18 protein-coding genes are annotated in these 18,350 nt (G+C 52.4%); 3 read left to right on the forward strand and 15 right to left on the reverse strand.

What is annotated here, in order from left to right:
• Nucleotides 1-74 precede the first annotated feature (74 nt).
• The 7 genes from C3432_RS01195 to flhD form a co-directional block, all read right to left on the reverse strand.
• Entirely contained in the window at nt 75-644 is a 570-nt protein-coding gene (locus C3432_RS01195) for a Csu type fimbrial protein (protein WP_103775606.1), read from the reverse strand.
• Nucleotides 645-1,203: 559 nt separating this feature from the next.
• Nucleotides 1,204-1,707: a chemotaxis protein CheW gene (cheW, locus tag C3432_RS01200; protein WP_103774884.1), complete on the reverse strand. Its 504-nt coding sequence runs from the start codon at nt 1,705-1,707 to the stop codon at nt 1,204-1,206.
• 21 nt (nt 1,708-1,728) lie between these two features.
• Nucleotides 1,729-3,753: a chemotaxis protein CheA gene (gene cheA, locus C3432_RS01205; RefSeq protein ID WP_181012874.1), complete on the reverse strand. Its 2,025-nt coding sequence runs from the start codon at nt 3,751-3,753 to the stop codon at nt 1,729-1,731.
• 10 nt (nt 3,754-3,763) lie between these two features.
• On the reverse strand, nt 3,764-4,693 hold the full coding sequence (motB, locus tag C3432_RS01210; RefSeq protein ID WP_103774886.1) for a flagellar motor protein MotB: 930 nt from the start codon (nt 4,691-4,693) through the stop codon (nt 3,764-3,766).
• The gene (gene motA, locus C3432_RS01215; protein WP_103774887.1) at nt 4,690-5,583 is read right to left on the reverse strand and encodes a flagellar motor stator protein MotA; all 894 of its coding nucleotides are present in this window, start codon (nt 5,581-5,583) and stop codon (nt 4,690-4,692) included. Before motA ends, motB begins: the two co-directional genes overlap by 4 nt.
• Nucleotides 5,584-5,707: 124 nt before the next feature.
• Entirely contained in the window at nt 5,708-6,286 is a 579-nt protein-coding gene (gene flhC / locus C3432_RS01220; RefSeq protein ID WP_181012873.1) for a flagellar transcriptional regulator FlhC, read from the reverse strand.
• A 2-nt stretch (nt 6,287-6,288) separates the two neighbouring features.
• Nucleotides 6,289-6,639: a flagellar transcriptional regulator FlhD gene (gene flhD, locus C3432_RS01225; protein ID WP_103774889.1), complete on the reverse strand. Its 351-nt coding sequence runs from the start codon at nt 6,637-6,639 to the stop codon at nt 6,289-6,291.
• A gap of 1,001 nt (nt 6,640-7,640) precedes the next feature.
• Here flhD and uspC point away from each other — a divergent pair.
• Nucleotides 7,641-8,069: a universal stress protein UspC gene (gene uspC, locus C3432_RS01235; protein ID WP_103774890.1), complete on the forward strand. Its 429-nt coding sequence runs from the start codon at nt 7,641-7,643 to the stop codon at nt 8,067-8,069.
• Here the strand turns inward: uspC and otsA are convergent.
• From otsA to C3432_RS01270, 6 genes are all read right to left on the reverse strand, one after another.
• Entirely contained in the window at nt 8,066-9,487 is a 1,422-nt protein-coding gene (otsA, locus tag C3432_RS01240; RefSeq protein WP_103774891.1) for an alpha,alpha-trehalose-phosphate synthase, read from the reverse strand. The genes uspC and otsA overlap by 4 nt on opposite strands.
• Complete coding sequence (gene otsB, locus C3432_RS01245; RefSeq protein WP_103775607.1) at nt 9,462-10,265, reverse strand: trehalose-phosphatase; 804 nt, start codon at nt 10,263-10,265, stop codon at nt 9,462-9,464. Before otsB ends, otsA begins: the two co-directional genes overlap by 26 nt.
• Before the next feature lie 176 nt (nt 10,266-10,441).
• Nucleotides 10,442-11,422, reverse strand: a complete 981-nt coding sequence (araH, locus tag C3432_RS01250; protein ID WP_103774892.1) for an arabinose ABC transporter permease AraH — start codon at nt 11,420-11,422, stop codon at nt 10,442-10,444.
• A gap of 14 nt (nt 11,423-11,436) precedes the next feature.
• A complete protein-coding gene (araG, locus tag C3432_RS01255; RefSeq protein ID WP_103775608.1) occupies nt 11,437-12,951 on the reverse strand; it encodes an L-arabinose ABC transporter ATP-binding protein AraG in 1,515 nt (504 codons plus the stop codon).
• A 77-nt stretch (nt 12,952-13,028) separates the two neighbouring features.
• Nucleotides 13,029-14,018, reverse strand: coding sequence for an arabinose ABC transporter substrate-binding protein AraF (araF, locus tag C3432_RS01260; protein WP_103774893.1), 990 nt, complete (start codon nt 14,016-14,018; stop codon nt 13,029-13,031).
• A 318-nt stretch (nt 14,019-14,336) separates the two neighbouring features.
• Entirely contained in the window at nt 14,337-14,894 is a 558-nt protein-coding gene (locus C3432_RS01270; RefSeq protein ID WP_103774894.1) for a DJ-1/PfpI family protein, read from the reverse strand.
• A gap of 512 nt (nt 14,895-15,406) precedes the next feature.
• Between C3432_RS01270 and C3432_RS01275 the strand changes: the two genes are divergently transcribed.
• A complete protein-coding gene (locus C3432_RS01275) occupies nt 15,407-15,910 on the forward strand; it encodes a non-heme ferritin-like protein (protein WP_103774895.1) in 504 nt (167 codons plus the stop codon).
• Between the two features lie 307 nt (nt 15,911-16,217).
• Here the strand turns inward: C3432_RS01275 and C3432_RS01280 are convergent, their stop codons facing one another.
• A complete protein-coding gene (locus C3432_RS01280; RefSeq protein ID WP_103774896.1) occupies nt 16,218-16,469 on the reverse strand; it encodes a DUF2766 family protein in 252 nt (83 codons plus the stop codon).
• 121 nt (nt 16,470-16,590) lie between these two features.
• Entirely contained in the window at nt 16,591-16,674 is an 84-nt protein-coding gene (gene azuC / locus C3432_RS01285; protein ID WP_103774897.1) for a stress response protein AzuC, read from the reverse strand.
• A 212-nt stretch (nt 16,675-16,886) separates the two neighbouring features.
• Here azuC and C3432_RS01290 point away from each other — a divergent pair, with 212 nt between their 5' ends.
• Nucleotides 16,887-18,305 (forward strand): MFS transporter, encoded by a 1,419-nt coding sequence (locus tag C3432_RS01290; protein WP_103774898.1) that lies wholly within the window; start codon nt 16,887-16,889, stop codon nt 18,303-18,305.
• The last annotated feature ends 45 nt before the right edge of the window (nt 18,306-18,350 follow it).

An 18,350-nucleotide genomic window follows, 5' to 3' on the forward strand; every position in this document is an offset into this window, starting at 1 on the left:
ACCGCGAAAAAAAGACGTAGCCGTCCCCCGCTCCCGCTCAGGAAGCCCGCTGGCTGGTTGCTCATCGGTTGTTGTCAGTAAATAACGCTGACGTTGATGGTATCGGTATAGGTTCCGGGCACCACGGTGACGCTGTTGCCTCCGCCCTGAATCCGACCGTAGAGCGTGTAACTGTCCACGCCCCCGCTGGTGGAGGCTTTAGGGATTGGGGTGTTGTTGCTGATGATGTTGCTAAATCCGCCGTCGCTGTACAGGCTGTAGGCCACCCCTTGCGTGGCATCGGTTGAACTGATCAGATAGCGGCCCGGCGTACCCGGCGTGCCGACAACGGTGCCGGGGGCTGTGGCGTTAGTATTGCCCGTAATTTGCACCGTGTAGCTGGCGGTGGTGCATTGAATAGTAAAGCTGTTTCCACCGCTGGCACCGGTGAGCTGGGTGGTCAGCGTGGCGAAGGTGGCGGGATGCGTGCCGAAATCGAGAGTACCAAAGTTAATCCCGTTTTGGCTCGGTGAACCGTTAATCAGGCAGCCATTGGTTAACGTTAGCGTTGCGCCAATGGTACCGCTGCTGGTCACGGCAAATGCCACAGGCGCAGGGAGCAGTAATGCGCCGATCGTACCCAGCAGCAGGGATATTTTGTTCATCATGCCACCTCCAGAAATCGCAACTTCCGACAACCTTCCTGACCGCCTGCAGACGGTCTAAAGGCGCAGACAAGATATAACGAACTGATATCCTGAAATTTAGATTACGCCAGAGAAAACAACCACTGCCGCCGTGTTCAACCATACGGGTGGGTGATTGACATAAAAAGATTATGTACATCAAAACGTTAACATCATTTATTTGCTAAACCTGCGCAATTTCTGGAGGATATATTCATTCTTATGTGATCTAAGTCACATATTCATGCCCGATGGACACAACAAAAGCGCTAATTAATTAAAAATTCTGCATCCCTTAAGACATTAATGGAATGGTGAACCTCCAGGACCTGGGGATCCGCAAGAAACGGCTGAAGCCAGCTTCACGGTGGCTAACAGGTGTCTGAAAGGTTTTTCCCCGTATTGCAGGGCGACGGTGAACAGCGGAAATCATGAAGGGTTGCCCGATGCGGGTCATCAGCAAGCGGCGTCACCGCAAACGGAAGCCCAGGCGTAAAACTTACCGGATGGGGAGAGCGCCACCATCCGGTAAACAGACTTATGCGACGTGAGAGGCGGCAACGTCCAGCAGCGCCATTTCGTCGCTGTTGAGTAATTTTTCAATGTTAACCAGAATCAGCATCCGCTCGCCAAGTGCGCCCAGCCCGGTCAGATATTCCGTAGAGAGGGTCACGGCAAACTCTGGCGCCGGACGGATCTGCTCTGCGGTCAGTGACAGCACGTCAGAGACGCCGTCAACCACGATGCCCACCACGCGCTGTCCCAGATTCAGGACAATCACCACGGTGTTGTCGTTGTAGTCCACGTCGCCCTGGCAAAACTTCACGCGCAGATCGACAATCGGGACAATCACGCCGCGCAGGTTGGTCACCCCTTTGATAAATTCAGGCGTGTTGGCAAGGCGCGTGACCTGATCGTAGCCACGAATCTCTTGTACTTTCAGAATGTCGATGCCGTACTCTTCATCCCCCAGCGTAAACACCAGGAACTCCTGTCCTGACGGCTCGCCGGCCAGTTTGGTTACATTAGTCATACCGGTCATAATTTACCCTTTCTCACTCAATCAGGCGGCGGTGATCGCCATACGTTGTTCGCGGTTTAAGCCCTGAAGTGCGGAGACGTCCACAATCAGCGCCACGCTGCCGTCACCCAGAATCGTTGCGGCGGAGATGCCAGGAACCTTGCGATAGTTGCTCTCCAGGTTCTTAACCACCACCTGGTGCTGACCAATCAGCTGATCGACCAGCAGCGCGTAGCGACGTCCGCCACTTTGCAAAATCACCACGATGCCCTGGGTGGCCTCCGTTTTCGCCCCTTCCACATCAAAGACTTTCCACAACTCCACCAGCGGCAGGTATTCGCCGCGAACCTCCAGCACGCGTTCGCCCCCGGCCAGCGGGTGCAGATCGTCTTCGCGCGGCTGCAACGATTCCATTACCGCGTTCAGCGGCAGAATAAACACCTCGTCCGCCACGCGAACCGACATGCCGTCGAGGATCGCCAGCGTGAGCGGCAGCAGGATACGAATGGTGGTGCCGGTCCCCTGTTTTGACTGGATCTCAACGTGACCGCCCATCTCCTGGATATTACGTTTCACCACGTCCATCCCTACGCCGCGACCGGAGACATCGGTCACCTGTTCGGCAGTGGAAAACCCTGGCGCAAAGATCAGCATTCCAACTTCGTCATCGGTCATGTTTTCATTGACCGCCATGCCCTGGGAGATGGCCTTCGCCAGAATCCGTTCACGATTCAGACCGGCACCGTCGTCAGTCACCTCAATGCAGATGTTGCCGCCCTGATGCTCTGCGGAAAGGATCAGATTCCCGACGCTATTTTTGCCGGATGCAAGACGCTTTTCCGGTAGCTCAATCCCGTGATCGAGGCTGTTACGCACCAGATGGGTAAGCGGATCGATAATGCGCTCGATCAGGCTCTTGTCGAGTTCCGTTGAGCTACCGACCAGCGTCAGCTCGACCTGTTTATCCAGCTTGCCCGCCAGGTCACGCACCAGCCGCGGGAAGCGGCTGAAGACGTACTCCATCGGCATCATTCGGATTGACATCACCGACTCCTGCAAATCGCGGGCGTTACGTTGTAACTGCCCCATGCTGGTGATGAGATCGCCATGATTTACCGGGTCGAGTTCACTGGAACGCTGCGCCAGCATGGACTGGGTGATCACCAGTTCACCCACCAGGTTGATAAGCTGATCGACCTTTTCCACCGCCACGCGAATACTGGTGGACTCGCTGGCACGAGCCGGTTTTTCACGTTCGGCGCGCCCGCCATGCGCTTCGTTAGCCGCCGCTTTGGTCACCGGCGCGACAGCGACCGGCGGTGGCGCGGGAACCACTGCGGGTGCTTCATCGCGTACGGCTGGGGCTGGCGCCGTCACTCTCTCGAAGGCGATTTGATCGGCTTCAATCACGAAACAGAGCACCGCGATAATGTCGTCTTCCGAAATGCTGCCATCGAGGGTTGCCGACAGCGAGTCGCTGCCTTTTACCACCTCCGTCAGCGTCGCCAGATTGGCTAACTCCTCTTCCAGCAAACCCACTTCATTTGCCTTCAGACGGGAGAGCACGATGCGCAGTTTGCTCTCTTCCGGGCGGGTGTCTTCTGTTGCGCGCTCCTCTGCTTCAGCACTATCCACCACGCTCAGTTTGGCCGAATTCACCACCACTGGCGCCGTTTCACCTTTCGCTTCCAGAGCGAGCTGGCGTAACGCATTGCAGATATATTCAAAGCTTGCGGCATCCGGCTCTTCCGAGCTTTTATAGGCGTCGAGCTGTTCCTGCATAATATCTTTCGTTTCCAAAAACAGGTTGATAATGTCGGTATTGAGCTGCATCTCACCGCGCCGGGCCTCATCAAGAAGATTTTCCATCAGATGGGTGGTTTCCTGCAGGATGGTAAAACCAAAGGTGCCCGCGCCGCCTTTTATGGAGTGCGCCGCACGAAAAATGGCATTCAGTTGCTCAGAGTCTGGCGCCTCAGGCACCAGGTCCAGCAGATGTTGCTCCATGTCAGCCAACAGTTCGTCAGCTTCATCAAAAAATGTCTGATAAAAATCGCTAATATCCATGCTCACGCTATCACCTCGGATTGGCTGGTGGCGATGTGGGAACGCTCGCCTGCGGGTTCGCCTCAGGCTGTTGTAATACACTTACCGGCTCATTCTGGCTTTCAGCGTTTTCATGCAAAATGGCCTGTTCCGCCTGCCTGTTCAGCACGAGCAGGCTGATGCGGCGGTTGATGGCGTCATCAGGTCCCCGGTCGCCGAGACGCATCGTGGCGGCCATGCCGACCACCCGTAATACTTTCCCTTCATCCAGGCCGCCCTGCACCAGTTCACGGCGCGACGCGTTGGCGCGGTCGGCGGACAGTTCCCAGTTGCTGTACCCCTTTTCACCGCTGGCGTAGGGATAATCATCCGTATGCCCGGAAAGACTCACGCGGTTAGGAATACCGTTCAGCACCGGCGCAATTGCCCGCAGAATGTCGCGCATATAAGGCTCAACGTCGGCGCTACCGGTCTTGAACATCGGGCGATTCTGGCTGTCGATAATCTGAATTCGCAGCCCTTCCTGCACCAGATCAATCTTCAGGTGCGGGCGCAGCGCCCGCAGCTTCGGATCGGATTCAATGAGCTGGTCGAGATCGCCGCGCAGTTTGCTCAGGCGATTTTGTTCCATCCGTTTTTTCAGCTCATCGATGTTCGGTTGCTTATTCACTTCCCCCTGCTGCTGGGTGTAGTCATCCCCGCCGCCGGGAATGGGACTCTGGCTGTTTGAGATCCGGTTTCCGCCCGTTATCGCCGTTGCCAGGGGGGTACGAAAATATTCGGCAATCTGAATCAATTCTTTAGGGCTGGAGATAGAAATCAGCCACATCACCAGGAAGAAGGCCATCATTGCGGTCATAAAGTCGGCGTAGGCAATCTTCCACGAGCCGTGCGCCCCGCCTTTGTGCCCTTTATGTTTCCGGCGTTTTACGATAACGACAGGATGCGCCTGATTCTTCATGCTTCCTCGGTGGTCGTCTGCTGTTGCTGGTTCGGATTTCTCACCGCCCGGACATGCTCTTCCAGTTCAAGGAACGAGGGGCGTTCGCTGGAGTAAAGTGTCTTACGACCGAATTCGACGGCGATCGGTGGCGCATAGCCGTTCAGGTTCGAGAGCAGCGTGACCTTGACGCACTGCATCATTTTGCTGGTTTCGGCGCTCTTCTGGCGCAGCACGCTGGCCAGTGGGGAAATAAAACCGTATGCCAGCAGAATCCCCAGGAATGTCCCCACCATGGCATGCGCAATGAGCGCGCCCAGTTCCGCCGCAGGACGGTCAGCAGAGGCCAGCGCGTGCACCACGCCCATGACCGCAGCCACGATGCCAAATGCGGGTAAAGAGTCGCCCACCGCCGCCAGGCTTTCAGCCGGGACTTCCGCTTCCTGCTCATGGGTCTCGATTTCTTCGTCCATCAGCGCTTCAATTTCGAAAGTATTCATGTTGCCGCTGATGATGAGACGCAGGTAGTCGACGATAAATTCGAGCATCGTCGCATCGGCCAGGATCCGCGGATAGCTGGCAAAAATCTCACTCTCTTTCGGGTTTTCAATATCGCGTTCCAGCGAGAACATCCCCTGCTGGCGGGACTTCGCCATCAGGCGATACAGCAGCGCTAACAGATCCATGTACATGGTTTTGGTGTATTTCGACCGACGAAACAGCAGCGGAAGCGCCTTCAGCGTCCCTTTAATCGCTTTACCGTTATTGCCGACGATAAATGCCCCAATACCCGCGCCACCGATAATAATCAGTTCTGATGGCTGATAGAGTGCTCCCAGGTGTCCGCCGGTCATGACATAACCACCGAGCACTGTACCAAGAACGACCAGGTAACCTAATACGATAAGCACGACATCATCCTTCCACTGTTGACCATGACAGGATGCGCAGTCGTGGGTTAACGCGAACGCGGGGTAAAAAAAAGCAGCGGTAATCGCTTACCGCTGCTGGAGTGTTTCACCCACACCGTGTCGGTTAAACAGCCTGTTCGATCTGTTCATCCAGCAGTTGTGGGATAATATCGGCAGCATCCTGGGAAAGTTTACGTCTTTTTACGGCGCGAGAAGGCGGCTGACATAAACTACAGGCAAAGCTGCCAGGAGGCTGGTGGGCGTGGGTAATGAAATTTCCGCCACAGCAGCTACAGCTCGACAACTGAAGCAATCCGCTCTCAACAAAACGCACCAGCGTCCAGGCTCGGGTCAGCGCCAACAGCGGCCCCTCTTCCGGTTGCGGACACTGTTCAAGGTACAAACGATAAGCCTTAATCACCGCGTCCACGCCGCTGCACAAACCGGTTTTAAGTAAAAACTGCCAGGCATTGCAAAACATGGAAGCATGGATGTTTTGCTCCCAGGTCATAAACCAGTCAGTAGAAAACGGCAGCATCCCTTTCGGCGGAGGGCTGCCGCGTAGCTCTTTGTATAATTTGATGAGACGACCACGACTGAGCTGTGTTTCGCTTTCAAGCATTTGCAAACGGGCACCCAGAGTGATCAATTCCATCGCCAACTGGATATCACGAGCTTCCTGAACAATGCTTTTTTCACTCATCATCAAGCCCTCTTCTTGCGGGATGCTTCATCAGCCTGGTTAACATCGTTTAACAGGCGTGTTGAAAGCATAATGCCAGTATGGATTTGCTGAAGATCGTCGACCCGGGAATCCTGAGTCAGACGGGTGATTGTCTGATGGCTGTCAAAACGGAAGTGGCACACAAGTTGGTTCGTTTCGGCCAGTTTGACCATCTGAGGTAAGGTCAGCGCACCCAGAGAATTGGCCATCTCTTCGTTGATGCCGAGACGAAACATGGCGGACGCTTTGTCCTGAACAATCAGACGTTGTGCGAGGAGTAAATATGACAAATTGATGTCATAAATGTGTTTCAGCAACTCGGATGTATGCATTATTCCCATCCAGAATAACCAACTTTATTTTTATGCGGCGAAACCGCACCCCGTGATGTCGCCGGGAATACCCGGTAAAAAAAACCCAAAAGGTCAAATACATAGCCGCACTCAGGCTCGGAAACGCACGGTTTAAGCCTTCCTGTACAGGAGGCTATACCGTCAACACGTTTACATGGTTTCTTACAAATACCTAAGATTTTTCCTAATTCGACGCAACTCTACTCGTCAGTCCCATCACATACAACAAACCCACGTAGCGATTTTGAAAAATATGTGATCAACATCACATAAATTAACCTAATTATTAACATTAATCCATCAGTTGGGCTTTTATTTTGGTGGGTTATTGAGCATCAAATCAGAATGCGCATTTTCTGAGCAGTACGAGTTCAGAGAAAAAATACCAAAAAAAATAATTCCACAATCTAAAAATAACGGGATGAAAAGATAAGTGAATTATAAATTTCTCATTTAGAAACAGAATTAAATAATTTAGTTAAAACAATATGTTAAAAATTAAAACTTTAAATTTTATAAAGTAAAATATTCATAGCATGTTATTAATAACGCTAATGAATTTATTAAACGTTTATTTTATTGATCGTATAATTTGATTTAAGTACCGCGTAATTGCCTATAAAACCAGAAATACCGCCCCGAAATTAATAAGCATGATTTATATATGTGTATATTTGTTTTTACATTATTGTAATATTAAGAGTCTGGTCCGATCGCCGTAACTGATGCAGACAGTTTAAGCACGGACAGAACAAAGCAACAGGAGCGTACACGGCATACGTGAAGATGATTCGCAACGCTCACCTTTCGGACCGCCGCAAGCGGCGTTCAAAACACGGTTGAGTTTTGTGCGAGTGCGGTCCTGGTTTAAAATGGTAAGCAAAATAGTTTCATAAGCCAGGCGCTAAGCATTGCAGTCGCAACACGATCGGAGTAATGCTGAAGTTCCCTCTCATACTCTTGCAAATAAGGAGCGAGTTATGAGTTACACCAACATACTTGTCGCCGTCGCCGTCACTCCTGAAAGCCAGCGGTTGCTGGCAAAAGCCGTTTCTATCGCCCGTCCGGTCAATGGTCGCATCAGTCTGATCACCCTCGCCTCCGACCCGGAACTCTATAATCAGTTTGCCGCGCCCATGCTGGAGGATCTGCGTGCGGTAATGCATGAGGAGACTCAGGATTTTCTGCAGCACTTAGCCGCCCAGGCAGACTATCCGATTGAGCACACATTCATTACCTACGGTGAGTTGAGCGAACACATTCTGGACATCTGCCGCAAGCACAAGATGGATTTAGTGATTTGCGGCAACCATAACCACAGCTTCTTTTCGCGAGCCTCCTGCTCAGCGAAAAGTGTGGTTGGCGCAAGCCAGGTCGATGTGTTACTGGTGCCACTGGCGAGAGATTAAGCCAGCTTAGGGAACGTCGCCACTTTCTGGCGTTGCTGACTTTCAGCGCTCGCAGGCGTGATGGCTTTCAGGTCGCTAATAAAGCGCTCCTGCCAGTGGTTGATGTCGTTTTTAACGATGACTTCCAGCATCTCTGCGTGGCGAGAAATACGCTCAGCAAGCGGCATGGTTAGCGCACGATCCATCGCGGCAGCAACCTCATCCCGATCGTAAGGATTGACGATTAACGCCGAAGTCAGCTCATTGGCCGCACCGGCGAACTGCGACAGGATCAGCACCCCGGGGTTGGCAGGATCCTGAGCGGCAACAAACTCTTTCGCGACCAGATTCATACCATCGCGCAACGGCGTAACCAGGCCAACGTCTGAATAGCGAAACACCTTCATCAGCAGTTTGCGATCGAAATGCTGATTGAGATAATAGAGCGGCGTCCAGCCCAGCTGCCCATATTTGCCGTTAATTCTCCCTGCTTCGGTTTCAAGCTGATGACGAATATCCTGATAGGCCTGGACGTCGCCACGGGAAGTGGGCGCAATCTGCGTATAGCGAATTTTACCGTGATGCCGGGGATAATGTTCCAGCAGCGCCTCATAAGCCTGAAAACGTTCAGGCAGCCCCTTAGAGTAATCCAGGCGTTCCACGGAAAAGATGTTCTGTACATTCTTCAGTTCGGCTTTCAGTTGCGCCAGTTTAGGGGGCAACGGGCCAGCAGCCTGTTGTGCAATCTCAGCAGGCTCAATACCGATAGGATAGACTTCAGTGTGAAACGCTTTGCCGTACGCCGTGTGGCTGCGCGTGCCGCGCGTCGTCACCCGGGTCTGTCCGGCCAGGCTGTCGAGAAACGACAGGCGATCGTTTTCCGTCTGGAATCCCAACAGGTTGAAATCGCAAAGCTGTTCCAGCAATACGTCCGACGGCGGCAAAGCGTTGAAAATCTCCGGCGTCGGAAAAGGGATATGCAGAAAAAATCCGATACGGTTATTCACGCCGCGCCTGCGCAGTTCGCTGGCAAAGGGCAGCAGGTGATAATCATGCACCCAAATCATGTCATCATCTTTAAGCAGCGGCAGCAGCTTGTCCGCTAACAGGGCGTTGACTCGCTGATAGCCCTCCCAGGACGAACGCTGAAAGTCCACCAGATCCAGACGATAATGGAATGCCGGCCATAATACGGCGTTGGAGAACTGGTTATAGTACTCTTCATGATCTTGTTCACTAAGATTAAAAGAGGCCCAGGTGATGTTCCCCCTGGTCACTTTTTTTAGCGGTTTATCTTCGTCACCCAATTCGCCACTCCAACCAAACCACAGCCCACCGGCGGCTTTCAGCGCGCCCAGCACACCGACCGCAAGGCCGCCAGCGCTGGTTTTATTGTCCGGGGGAGCAATTCGATTAGATACTACGACTAAACGACCCATAGCCATCTCTCCTGTCACTCATTACTTTTTGTTTTTGTTGTCGATTATTGATATTTTCCAGCCAGCGCCAGACGGCAGGTACGTCCGCCAGCCGCCATCTGGCCTGGGTTTCGCCCGCGCCGATTTTTATACTTAGCCCACAGGCCTGGTTCACCACGTTAAAACCCGACTCATCGGTCAGGTCATCCCCCAGAAATACGGGAATACGTCCCGCAAAGGGGGCTTCTTGCATAAACGCGGCAATCGCATCCCCTTTGCTGATCCCCTTAGGCTTGATCTCCACAACGCATTTCCCTTCCTGTAACGCCAGCTGAGGCCAGGTCTGGATAATGCGGCGGGCCAGGTTAAGCAGCGCGGCTTCATGCTCCGGCGCCTGTCGATAGTGCAGCGCAAAAGCCATCCCTTTGGTTTCAAGCTCCGCTCCCGGCAAATTCGCCAGGGCGGTACTGAGCTGGAAGCGAATTTCACGTTCAACCGCCTCAGGCAGATGCACGATATGCGTCTTACCGTTGATGTCACGGCGCTCTGCTCCGTGTACTCCAGCCAGGGGGAAGTGAAAGGGTTTCGCCAGCGCATCCAGCTCAATCATTGAGCGCCCTGAAATCAATGCCAGAGCACCTGCATTGTGCTCTGCAAGATTGTTGAGTAACTGCAGGATTGCCTGCGGAACGACGACCTGGTCCGGGTGCGGCTTTATCTCCGCCAGGGTTCCATCCAGATCGAAAAAGTAGGCATAGTTTGCTGACAACTCAGGGATTACAGTTAACGGCTCAGCCACCCTGTTATCCTCCTTATCACTGTTTTTGCGCCGCGCGGATCGCGTCGCATAAGCCATGTAAGTATAGACAGTGTGACATCGCTCGCCATTTAGAAACGTCAACGCCAGCCAAAGTAGCGGCTGGCGTTGATAAGAAACTAGACTTAAAAGTTGGGTTTAAATCATGAAACGCTATGCTACACGGTACGCTTCGCTTTTTGCTTGTAACGGTCAAAGATCACCGCCGCCAGCAGGATTAACCCGCGAACCACATACTGCGCAAACGGAGAAATATTCAGCAGGTTCATCGCGTTCTCGACGGTGCCCAGAATGAGTATCCCCGCCACCACATATGAGATTTTTCCGATGCCTCCTTTAAGGGAGACCCCCCCCAATACGCAGGCGGAAATCACAATTAACTCATAACCGATCGAGGTCATTGGCTGTCCGCTCGTCATCCTGGAGGCAAGAATAATCCCTGCCGCAGCAGAAACCAGACCGGAGAGAACAAAGATAATGATTTTGGTTCGCACCACCGGCACACCGGCGAGCCGCGCCGCCTCTTCATTACCGCCGATCGCCAGCGTATTGCGGCCAAACGTGGTTTTGTTGAGCAGCAAACCAAAGATGATAAGGCAGGCCACCGTCAGCCAGATTGGCGCAGGCAGACCAAACCAGTTAGCGTAACCCAGAGCAAAGAAGCGTTCATCCTCGATCCCTACCGCTTTTCCGTCAGAGATGATGTAGGCCAGCCCACGGACAATCTGCATGGTGGCAAGCGTGGTGATTAACGCATTAATTTTTAAGCGCGCAATCACAAAACCATTGACCAGGCCGCAGAGCACGCCCAGTAACAGCCCGGCCCCAATGCCAATCCACAGGCTTTCCGTCACGTTGATAACCACCGCCGTTGTGACCCCGGCGCAGGCAATCACGGACGCGACGGAGAGGTCAAAATCGCCGGAGGCCAGACAGAACAGCATCCCGCAGGCCACCATACCCGACATGGAGATGGCAAGCCCTAACCCCTTCATATTGATGAACGAGGCAAAGTTTGGCACAAAGATCGCACAGGCCAGAAACAACACAGCAAATACCACCAGCATGCCGTACTGATCCCAGATACGACCCAGGCTTAACGGCGACTTCGTTGCGCCGGATGTAGTTACAGAAGACATCATAGACTCCTTACTCAGGCGACAGCCTGGCTGACTTTAGGCATTGCGAGGCTCAGCGCCTGGCGTTCATCCGCCTGTTCATGAAGCAATTCACCGGCGATCTCGCCTTCGCGCATCACCACAATACGATCGGCAACGCCGAGGACTTCCGGCAGGTCGCTGGAGGCAAACAGCACCGCCACACCGCGCGCCGCCAGGGCGTAAATCACGTTATAAATTTCGTGCTTCGCGCCAACGTCAATCCCACGCGTGGGTTCATCCAGTAAAATGACCTTCATCTCTTCCGATAACCAGCGCCCCAGAATCGCCTTCTGCTGATTACCGCCGGAGAGATTCATAATGAGCTGCTCAGCGCCTGGCGTTTTAATATTCAGGGAACGGATATGGTGCTCGGCATTTGTCTCCTCCCAGCCGTTGTTGATCACGCAGCCCCCCAGCAGATGCCTGCGCCGCGCGCTGATATTGATGTTATCGCGCACCGAGTGCACCGGAATGATGCCTTCCGCTTTCCGGTCTTCCGGGCACAGCATCATCCCCGCCGCGATCGCATGACCGGGTTTACGAATGTCGATCGCGTTTCCATCGATATACACCTGCCCTTCCGTGATACGCGTGCCGCCAAACAGCCCCTTCATCAGTTCACTGCGTCCGGCACCGACCAGGCCAAACAGCCCGACAATTTCCCCACCCCGCACTGAAAGGCTAACCGGCGTGCGCACGCCCGGCGCTTTCACTTCGTGCAGGCGCAAACGCTCGCTCCCGTAAGGGCGGGGCTGCCAGCCGTATATATCACCCAGATCGCGTCCGACCATCGCCTGCACCAGCGTGTCGTGGTTTACCTGCGCCATATCAGAAAACGTTTTGACGTAGCGACCATCTTTAAAGACGGTGATGGCATCACTCAGGGCAAAGATCTCTTCCATACGGTGCGAAACATACAAAATGATCCGTCCTTCTTTGCGCAGTTCGCGGATCACCCGGAACAGATTTTCAATCTCCCTGGCGGAGAGTGAGCTGGTCGGTTCATCGAAGGCGATAATTTTGGCATTCCGCGCCAGCGCCTTGGCGATTTCCACCATCTGCCACTGACCAATAGAGAGATATTTCAACGGCGTATCCGCTGGTATATCCATTCCCAGATGTTGTAACTGCAAACCCGCTTCATAATTGAGTAGCGTACGGTTCACAATCCCGCCTTTATGCGGGAGCTGGCCGAGATAGATATTTTCCGCGACGGTCATTTCCGGCACGAGATGCAGTTCCTGGTAAATAATCGCGACACCGGCATTCAGCGCAGCCGTGGTGTCCGCAAAGGAGACCTCCTGCCCGCGAATGACCAAAGAACCCGTGGTTGGCGCATAGTTACCGCTGAGAATTTTTAAGAGTGTCGATTTCCCGGCGCCATTTTCCCCCATCAGCGCATGTACCTGACCGGCATAACAGTCGAAGCTGATATCCGAGAGCGCCTTAACTCCAGGGAAAGTTTTTCCAATGCCGCGAAATGAGAGATACGGGGTAGACTGTTGCATAACGTCTCCGTGAATCAGAATCATTCAGATTGTTTGCCGAATGGCCTGACGCCATCCGGCATGTCACGCCTTGCCGCCTACTTGCCGCCTAAGCCTTTCTTCGCCAGCTCTTCTTTGAAGTTGTCACGGGTGATCAGTACCACGTCGGTCACTTCGGTGAATTTTGGCGGTTCCGCGTCTTTGGTTACCCAGTTGTAAAGCATTTCGCTGGATTTATAGCCATGCACGTCCGGGCTTGGCAGCAGGGAGCCGTAGAAACCGGTGGCCTGTGCCTTCGACAGTTCACTCACCGCATCAACCCCGTTAATGCCGATACCGATAACGTCCGGCGCTTTAAAGCCCTGCCCTTCCGTCGCACGTACGCCGCCGAGTACCGTGTTATCGTTCATGCCGACAATCAGCCAGTGTTTCACTTCCGGGTGCTGAACCAGCATGGAGTTGGCCGCATCGAATGCGCCCGGAATATCGTTGGATTTCGTTGGTACCTGGTAGATCTGTTTTTCCGGGAAGCCCGCGGCTTTCAGCGCTTCCATTGAGCCAGAAGTGCGACGACGCGCCGTATCCAGTTCGTTGGAGGTAATCGCCATGACGGCGCTCTCTTTCACATCCCAACCGCGTTTTTGCATCTCTGTGTACAGTTCCTGCCCCTGACGTTCGCCAATTTTGGTCGCGGCCATCATGACCAGCGGCACGGTATCCATCGGGTTACCTTTGGCGTTGACGAACTGATCGTCAACGGCAATGACTTTCATATCGTAGCCACGCGCTTTCGCGACAATGGCCGAACCGAGTTTCGGGTCTGGCGTACAGATAACAAATCCCTTCGCGCCGCTGGCGGCCAGGCTGTCGATCGCATTCAGGGTCTTTTCACCATCGGGTACAGCAATTTTTATCACCTCAAAGCCCAGGTCTTTCCCGGCTTTATCGGCGAATTTCCATTCCGTCTGGAACCAGGGTTCCTCCGGTTGTTTCACTAAAAAACCCAGCTTCATGTTTTCGGCGATAGCGGATTGCGACATAACAGCAGCCAGACCGATGGCTGCCAGCGCTTTAGTAAATTTATACATAGTTAACTCCAGCTTTAACGTCATTTTATGTAGGGTAAAATCGGACGCTCATTTGTAATTCAGACGAAAAACAAGGCATTACCCTTTTTCGTCAGATAATTTCTAATGCTGGAATACGTTTTAGCGGGAAAATGATTCTCCATAGGAGAGCAATATCACATCGCAGAATTACAGTAATTGCGTACATAAATTCAGTGGAAAATGACATAACAGAAGCGGTAATTGTCAGACAAATAGGCAGGGGAATAGCAGATTAATCCATAACGTCAGCCCGCAAATCCTGTTCCCCGAATACCCGCGTATTCGGGGAGCGGTTATTTACCAGGCATAATAAATATGGTCGGCGTGATCGCGAACAGGGGTTTCGTCCCCAATAAGTCGGGCAGAGAGGGTCAGCGCAAAATCAAAAACATGTCCTAATCCCTTGCCACTGATCAGATTGCCGTCTTCAACCACTGGCGCATCAACATATTCGCCGTCGTTCACATTCTGCCAAAGGTCGCCAGAACAAACGTAGCGACGCCCCTTCAGCAGTCCGTTGCCACCGAGTACGCGCGCAGCGGCGGAGCAGATCGGGCAAATCAATTTACCTGCGCTGTCATGGCGGGAGACAAAATCAATCACCTGCGCACTGGCAGCCAGATTCACACTCCCCTGCGGCCCCCCCGGTAAAACAACGGCGTCGTACAGCGTATCCAGACGCCCTGTCAGAGTATTATCCGCCACCATCGGGATATCGTGATAACTCACCACGGCACGAGATTCGGCACAGGCCAGCGTTTCAACTTCAATATGCAGTCGGCGCAAAATATCGATCGTGACAATGGCTTCAGCTTCCTCAAAGCCTGGCGCCAGCAGAACTGCTACCTTTTTCATTTACCACTCCTCGGTTCACTCGTCCCCATCACACCAAAATAAACATGGGTTTCTTCGGTGAGATATGAATATTCACTAATATGATCTGGCGCAAGTATTGCGGATAATTTGGTCAGAATAACGTTGCCAGATAATTATTTTTTCAATTCAGAGATGATTATCGAAAATTCGATTCTAACACGTAAAATGATCCATTTTTGTGATATGAAACATCATTTCAAAATAATATTATGTTGTTAAATCCTATAGAATCAATCAGATATATGGATATCTATTATATTAGCGAACTTGCACACCGAATCCACTTCCATAAGTAAAGTGTAAAAAAATATAAACACATAAAGTTAAGGATTTTCTCATTAAAAGATTACCACTATGCTTATTTCGCAAGAGTCAGGAATTGACTACTGGATCACATAAAGGACCGGCAGAACGGATTTACTCTGCTAACAGTATTGATTGTGCGGACAATCGTCACGCACATCATCTTTTCTGGAAATAAGGATATTGGTATGGCTGCATCAGGCATTGTCTATAAACTAAACACCTCAATGAATCTTGAGTTTTATGCTTCCAATCTCTACCTTCATCTGAGTGAGTGGTGTTCCGAGCACAGCCTGACGGGCACGGCAACGTTTCTGCGAACCCAGGCTCAGGGCAACATCACGCAAATGATGCGCATGTTCAATTATATGAAAAAAGCAGGCGCCAACCCTGTCGTTAAAGCCATCGATGTGCCGGGCGATGAACTCAATTCACTGGAAGATCTGTTTCAAAAGACGCTGGAAGATCACCAGCAGCGTTCCAGCACGCTTTCGCTTCTGGCAGATGAAGCCAAAGCCGTGAATGATGCGCCAACCATGGATTTTCTCAATACCCTGGAAAAAGAGCAGCAGCAGGATGGCCTGTTATTACAAACCATCCTTGATGAAGTGCGCAGTGCGAAACGCGCAGGACTGTGCATGGCGCAAACCGACAAGCATTTGCTTAACGTTGTCCACTACCAGCAGCACTAAACACCGTGTCGCCGGATGACGCTGCGGCGCCTTATCCGGCTGACAGGCGCATCATATTGCCTGCTTTATCACTGGCGGGCTCCACATTAATCGCTTCCTGAGGCTTAACGTCTCCTGCGGAAAACCCGCAAGTACGTCACGATACCTGCGGCACCCACCTCACCGTCTGGCGACAGGGACACGTTCGTCACCTGACGCTTCCTTCGCCTGAAGACGCACAGCCGGATATCCTCGCCTGGAAAGATGCCTCCCACTTTTGGGAGGCATCATAAAAATTTGTTTCTATTATCTGAAACAACGGTTTATTTTAATGAGCTTCGCCCTGCGGCGTGAACTTCAGTTCAATGAGCGCGATCGCTTTTTGGATGGCACGCCGAGTGACAGGATCGGACGCGGCGGGATGACTGGAGAAATCGATACTTTTTAGCTGACTGGACATTTTTTCACGTACTTCGACGGGGGCAATCACGTCGATAACATCCAGAATTTGTTTGATAACCAGCTGGCAGGCGACAACATCAGAGACCAGTTCCTGATCGGCATTCAATGGCTGGGACATGCTAAGCTCCTGAAAAAAGAGAAAGGTTGCAATACTACAGATTCAGGCGCAAAAACGATAGCCGCACAGCGGGCAGTGTGAATTGCAGACATAAAAAAACCTGCCGAAGCAGGTTTTTTTATCAGAACATAGCGCCTGGCGGTACGTCTTTGAAAGTTTTGCAATAATTTTCAAACATGCTTTTCAGGATTTTGCGCAGTGTCATAGCAGGACTCCAGTTTTTTGTTGTGCAGGTGTTATTGCCTATGCGCATATAATATGACAATCATCACAAAAAACAACCATTATGTGATATACATCACACTTTAAAATTAACAAATTTTTTCCATTTACACCTGTTTTTCTGCTAAATCAGCTAGCTACATCACTATCAGTTCCAGTAAATTTTTATAATTTTTTTTGAATGGCAAGCAAAAAATGAGCGAACACGTAGCAACAGAGAGCAAGCGGGGCGTTTCCCCCGCCGCATTGCTCGTCGCCGGTGCCTTCTTCATGGAGTTTATTGACGGAACGGTCATCGCAACCGCCCTGCCCGATATGGCCAAAAGTTTTGGCGTGCAGGCGGTCGATCTCAATATTGGTATCAGTGCCTATCTGATCACGCTGGCGGTATTAATCCCCGCCAGCGGTTGGATTGCCGATCGCTTTGGCGCCCGTAAAGTTTTTACCCTGGCGCTGGCGATATTTACCCTGGCATCGATCTTCTGCGGTCTGTCCACCAGCCTGGAGGCCTTTCTGTCGATGCGTATTTTACAAGGCGTCGGTGGTGCGCTGATGGTGCCTGTAGGACGTCTGGCAGTGCTGAGAACCACGCCAAAACATCAATTGATTACGGCTATCGCCACCTTAACCTGGCCCGCGCTGGCCGCGCCGATTATTGGTCCTCCGCTCGGCGGGTTCATCACCAGCTACGCAAACTGGCGCTGGATTTTCTTTATCAACGTCCCGCTCGGTTTGCTGGCTATGGTGCTGGCGCTGCGTATTATCCCGAACATTAAGGATGATGAGCGTCGTCCGTTTGATTTACCCGGCTTTCTGGCGACGTCTGTCGCAATGGTCAGTCTGGTATATGCAATGGAGTTACTGGGAGCACAGCACCCCCAGGGCTGGCTGACCGCTGGGCTGTTGGTTACTGGCGCACTGACCTTCCTGTATGCCCTGCGTCATTTCCGTCGGACGGCTTTTCCGATGATTCGACTGGATGCCATGCGCGTCCCGACGTTTCGCGTCACAATGTACGGCGGGTCGCTGTTTCGCGCCTCTATCAGCGCAGTGCCTTTTCTGCTGCCGCTGATGTTCCAGGTCGGTTTTGGCATGAATGCGTTTCAGGCGGGTTCATTAGTGCTGGCGGTGTTCGTTGGGAACCTGACGATCAAACCGGCGACCACGCCGCTAATACGCTGGCTGGGATTTAAAAAATTACTGCTGATTAATGGCGCGCTGAATGTGCTGGCGCTGCTGGCCTGCGCACTGCTTACTCCCGCCACCCCAGTGTGGATGATTTTACTGGTGCTGTACCTGGGCGGCGTATTCCGCTCTGTTCAGTTTACCGGTATCAGTACCCTCGCCTTTGCTGACGTTCCTGCCGCGCAAATGAGCTATGCCAATACCCTGTTCAGTACCGCGACGCAGCTGGCTGTTGGGCTTGGTATCTCATTGGGGGCGATTGGGATCCGCATTGGCGCAGATATCAGCGAATGGCTGAATATCACCGCAGTTCCGGGCATTAGCTTCCGTCTGGCTTTCGTGGCTATTGCGCTTATTTGTCTGGTGGGAATGATTGATACATTAAGGCTGGCGGGCAATGCCGGTCATGCGGTATCGACCAAAAAGTGATTTGCTAATGCCGGATGACGAGCGCCACCCGGCACAGACTCATAA

It is taken from the genome of Citrobacter amalonaticus (assembly GCF_002918555.1).
GTDB classification, from domain to species: Bacteria; Pseudomonadota; Gammaproteobacteria; order Enterobacterales; family Enterobacteriaceae; genus Citrobacter_C; species Citrobacter_C amalonaticus_A.

Excerpts from the sequence above, each read along its gene's own strand:
- otsA (WP_103774891.1), bottom strand. The coding sequence starts at position 9,487 with ATGGGTCGTTTAGTCGTAGTATCTAATCGAATTGCTCCCCCGGACAAT.
- motB (WP_103774886.1), bottom strand. The coding sequence starts at position 4,693 with ATGAAGAATCAGGCGCATCCTGTCGTTATCGTAAAACGCCGGAAACAT.
- C3432_RS01275 (WP_103774895.1), top strand. The coding sequence starts at position 15,407 with ATGGCTGCATCAGGCATTGTCTATAAACTAAACACCTCAATGAATCTT.
- flhC (WP_181012873.1), bottom strand. The coding sequence starts at position 6,286 with ATGAGTGAAAAAAGCATTGTTCAGGAAGCTCGTGATATCCAGTTGGCG.
- C3432_RS01270 (WP_103774894.1), bottom strand. The coding sequence starts at position 14,894 with ATGAAAAAGGTAGCAGTTCTGCTGGCGCCAGGCTTTGAGGAAGCTGAA.
- flhD (WP_103774889.1), bottom strand. The coding sequence starts at position 6,639 with ATGCATACATCCGAGTTGCTGAAACACATTTATGACATCAATTTGTCA.
- araG (WP_103775608.1), bottom strand. The coding sequence starts at position 12,951 with ATGCAACAGTCTACCCCGTATCTCTCATTTCGCGGCATTGGAAAAACT.
- cheW (WP_103774884.1), bottom strand. The coding sequence starts at position 1,707 with ATGACCGGTATGACTAATGTAACCAAACTGGCCGGCGAGCCGTCAGGA.
- azuC (WP_103774897.1), bottom strand. The coding sequence starts at position 16,674 with ATGACACTGCGCAAAATCCTGAAAAGCATGTTTGAAAATTATTGCAAA.
- C3432_RS01290 (WP_103774898.1), top strand. The coding sequence starts at position 16,887 with ATGAGCGAACACGTAGCAACAGAGAGCAAGCGGGGCGTTTCCCCCGCC.
- araF (WP_103774893.1), bottom strand. The coding sequence starts at position 14,018 with ATGTATAAATTTACTAAAGCGCTGGCAGCCATCGGTCTGGCTGCTGTT.
- araH (WP_103774892.1), bottom strand. The coding sequence starts at position 11,422 with ATGTCTTCTGTAACTACATCCGGCGCAACGAAGTCGCCGTTAAGCCTG.
- uspC (WP_103774890.1), top strand. The coding sequence starts at position 7,641 with ATGAGTTACACCAACATACTTGTCGCCGTCGCCGTCACTCCTGAAAGC.
- C3432_RS01195 (WP_103775606.1), bottom strand. The coding sequence starts at position 644 with ATGAACAAAATATCCCTGCTGCTGGGTACGATCGGCGCATTACTGCTC.
- C3432_RS01280 (WP_103774896.1), bottom strand. The coding sequence starts at position 16,469 with ATGTCCCAGCCATTGAATGCCGATCAGGAACTGGTCTCTGATGTTGTC.
- cheA (WP_181012874.1), bottom strand. The coding sequence starts at position 3,753 with ATGGATATTAGCGATTTTTATCAGACATTTTTTGATGAAGCTGACGAA.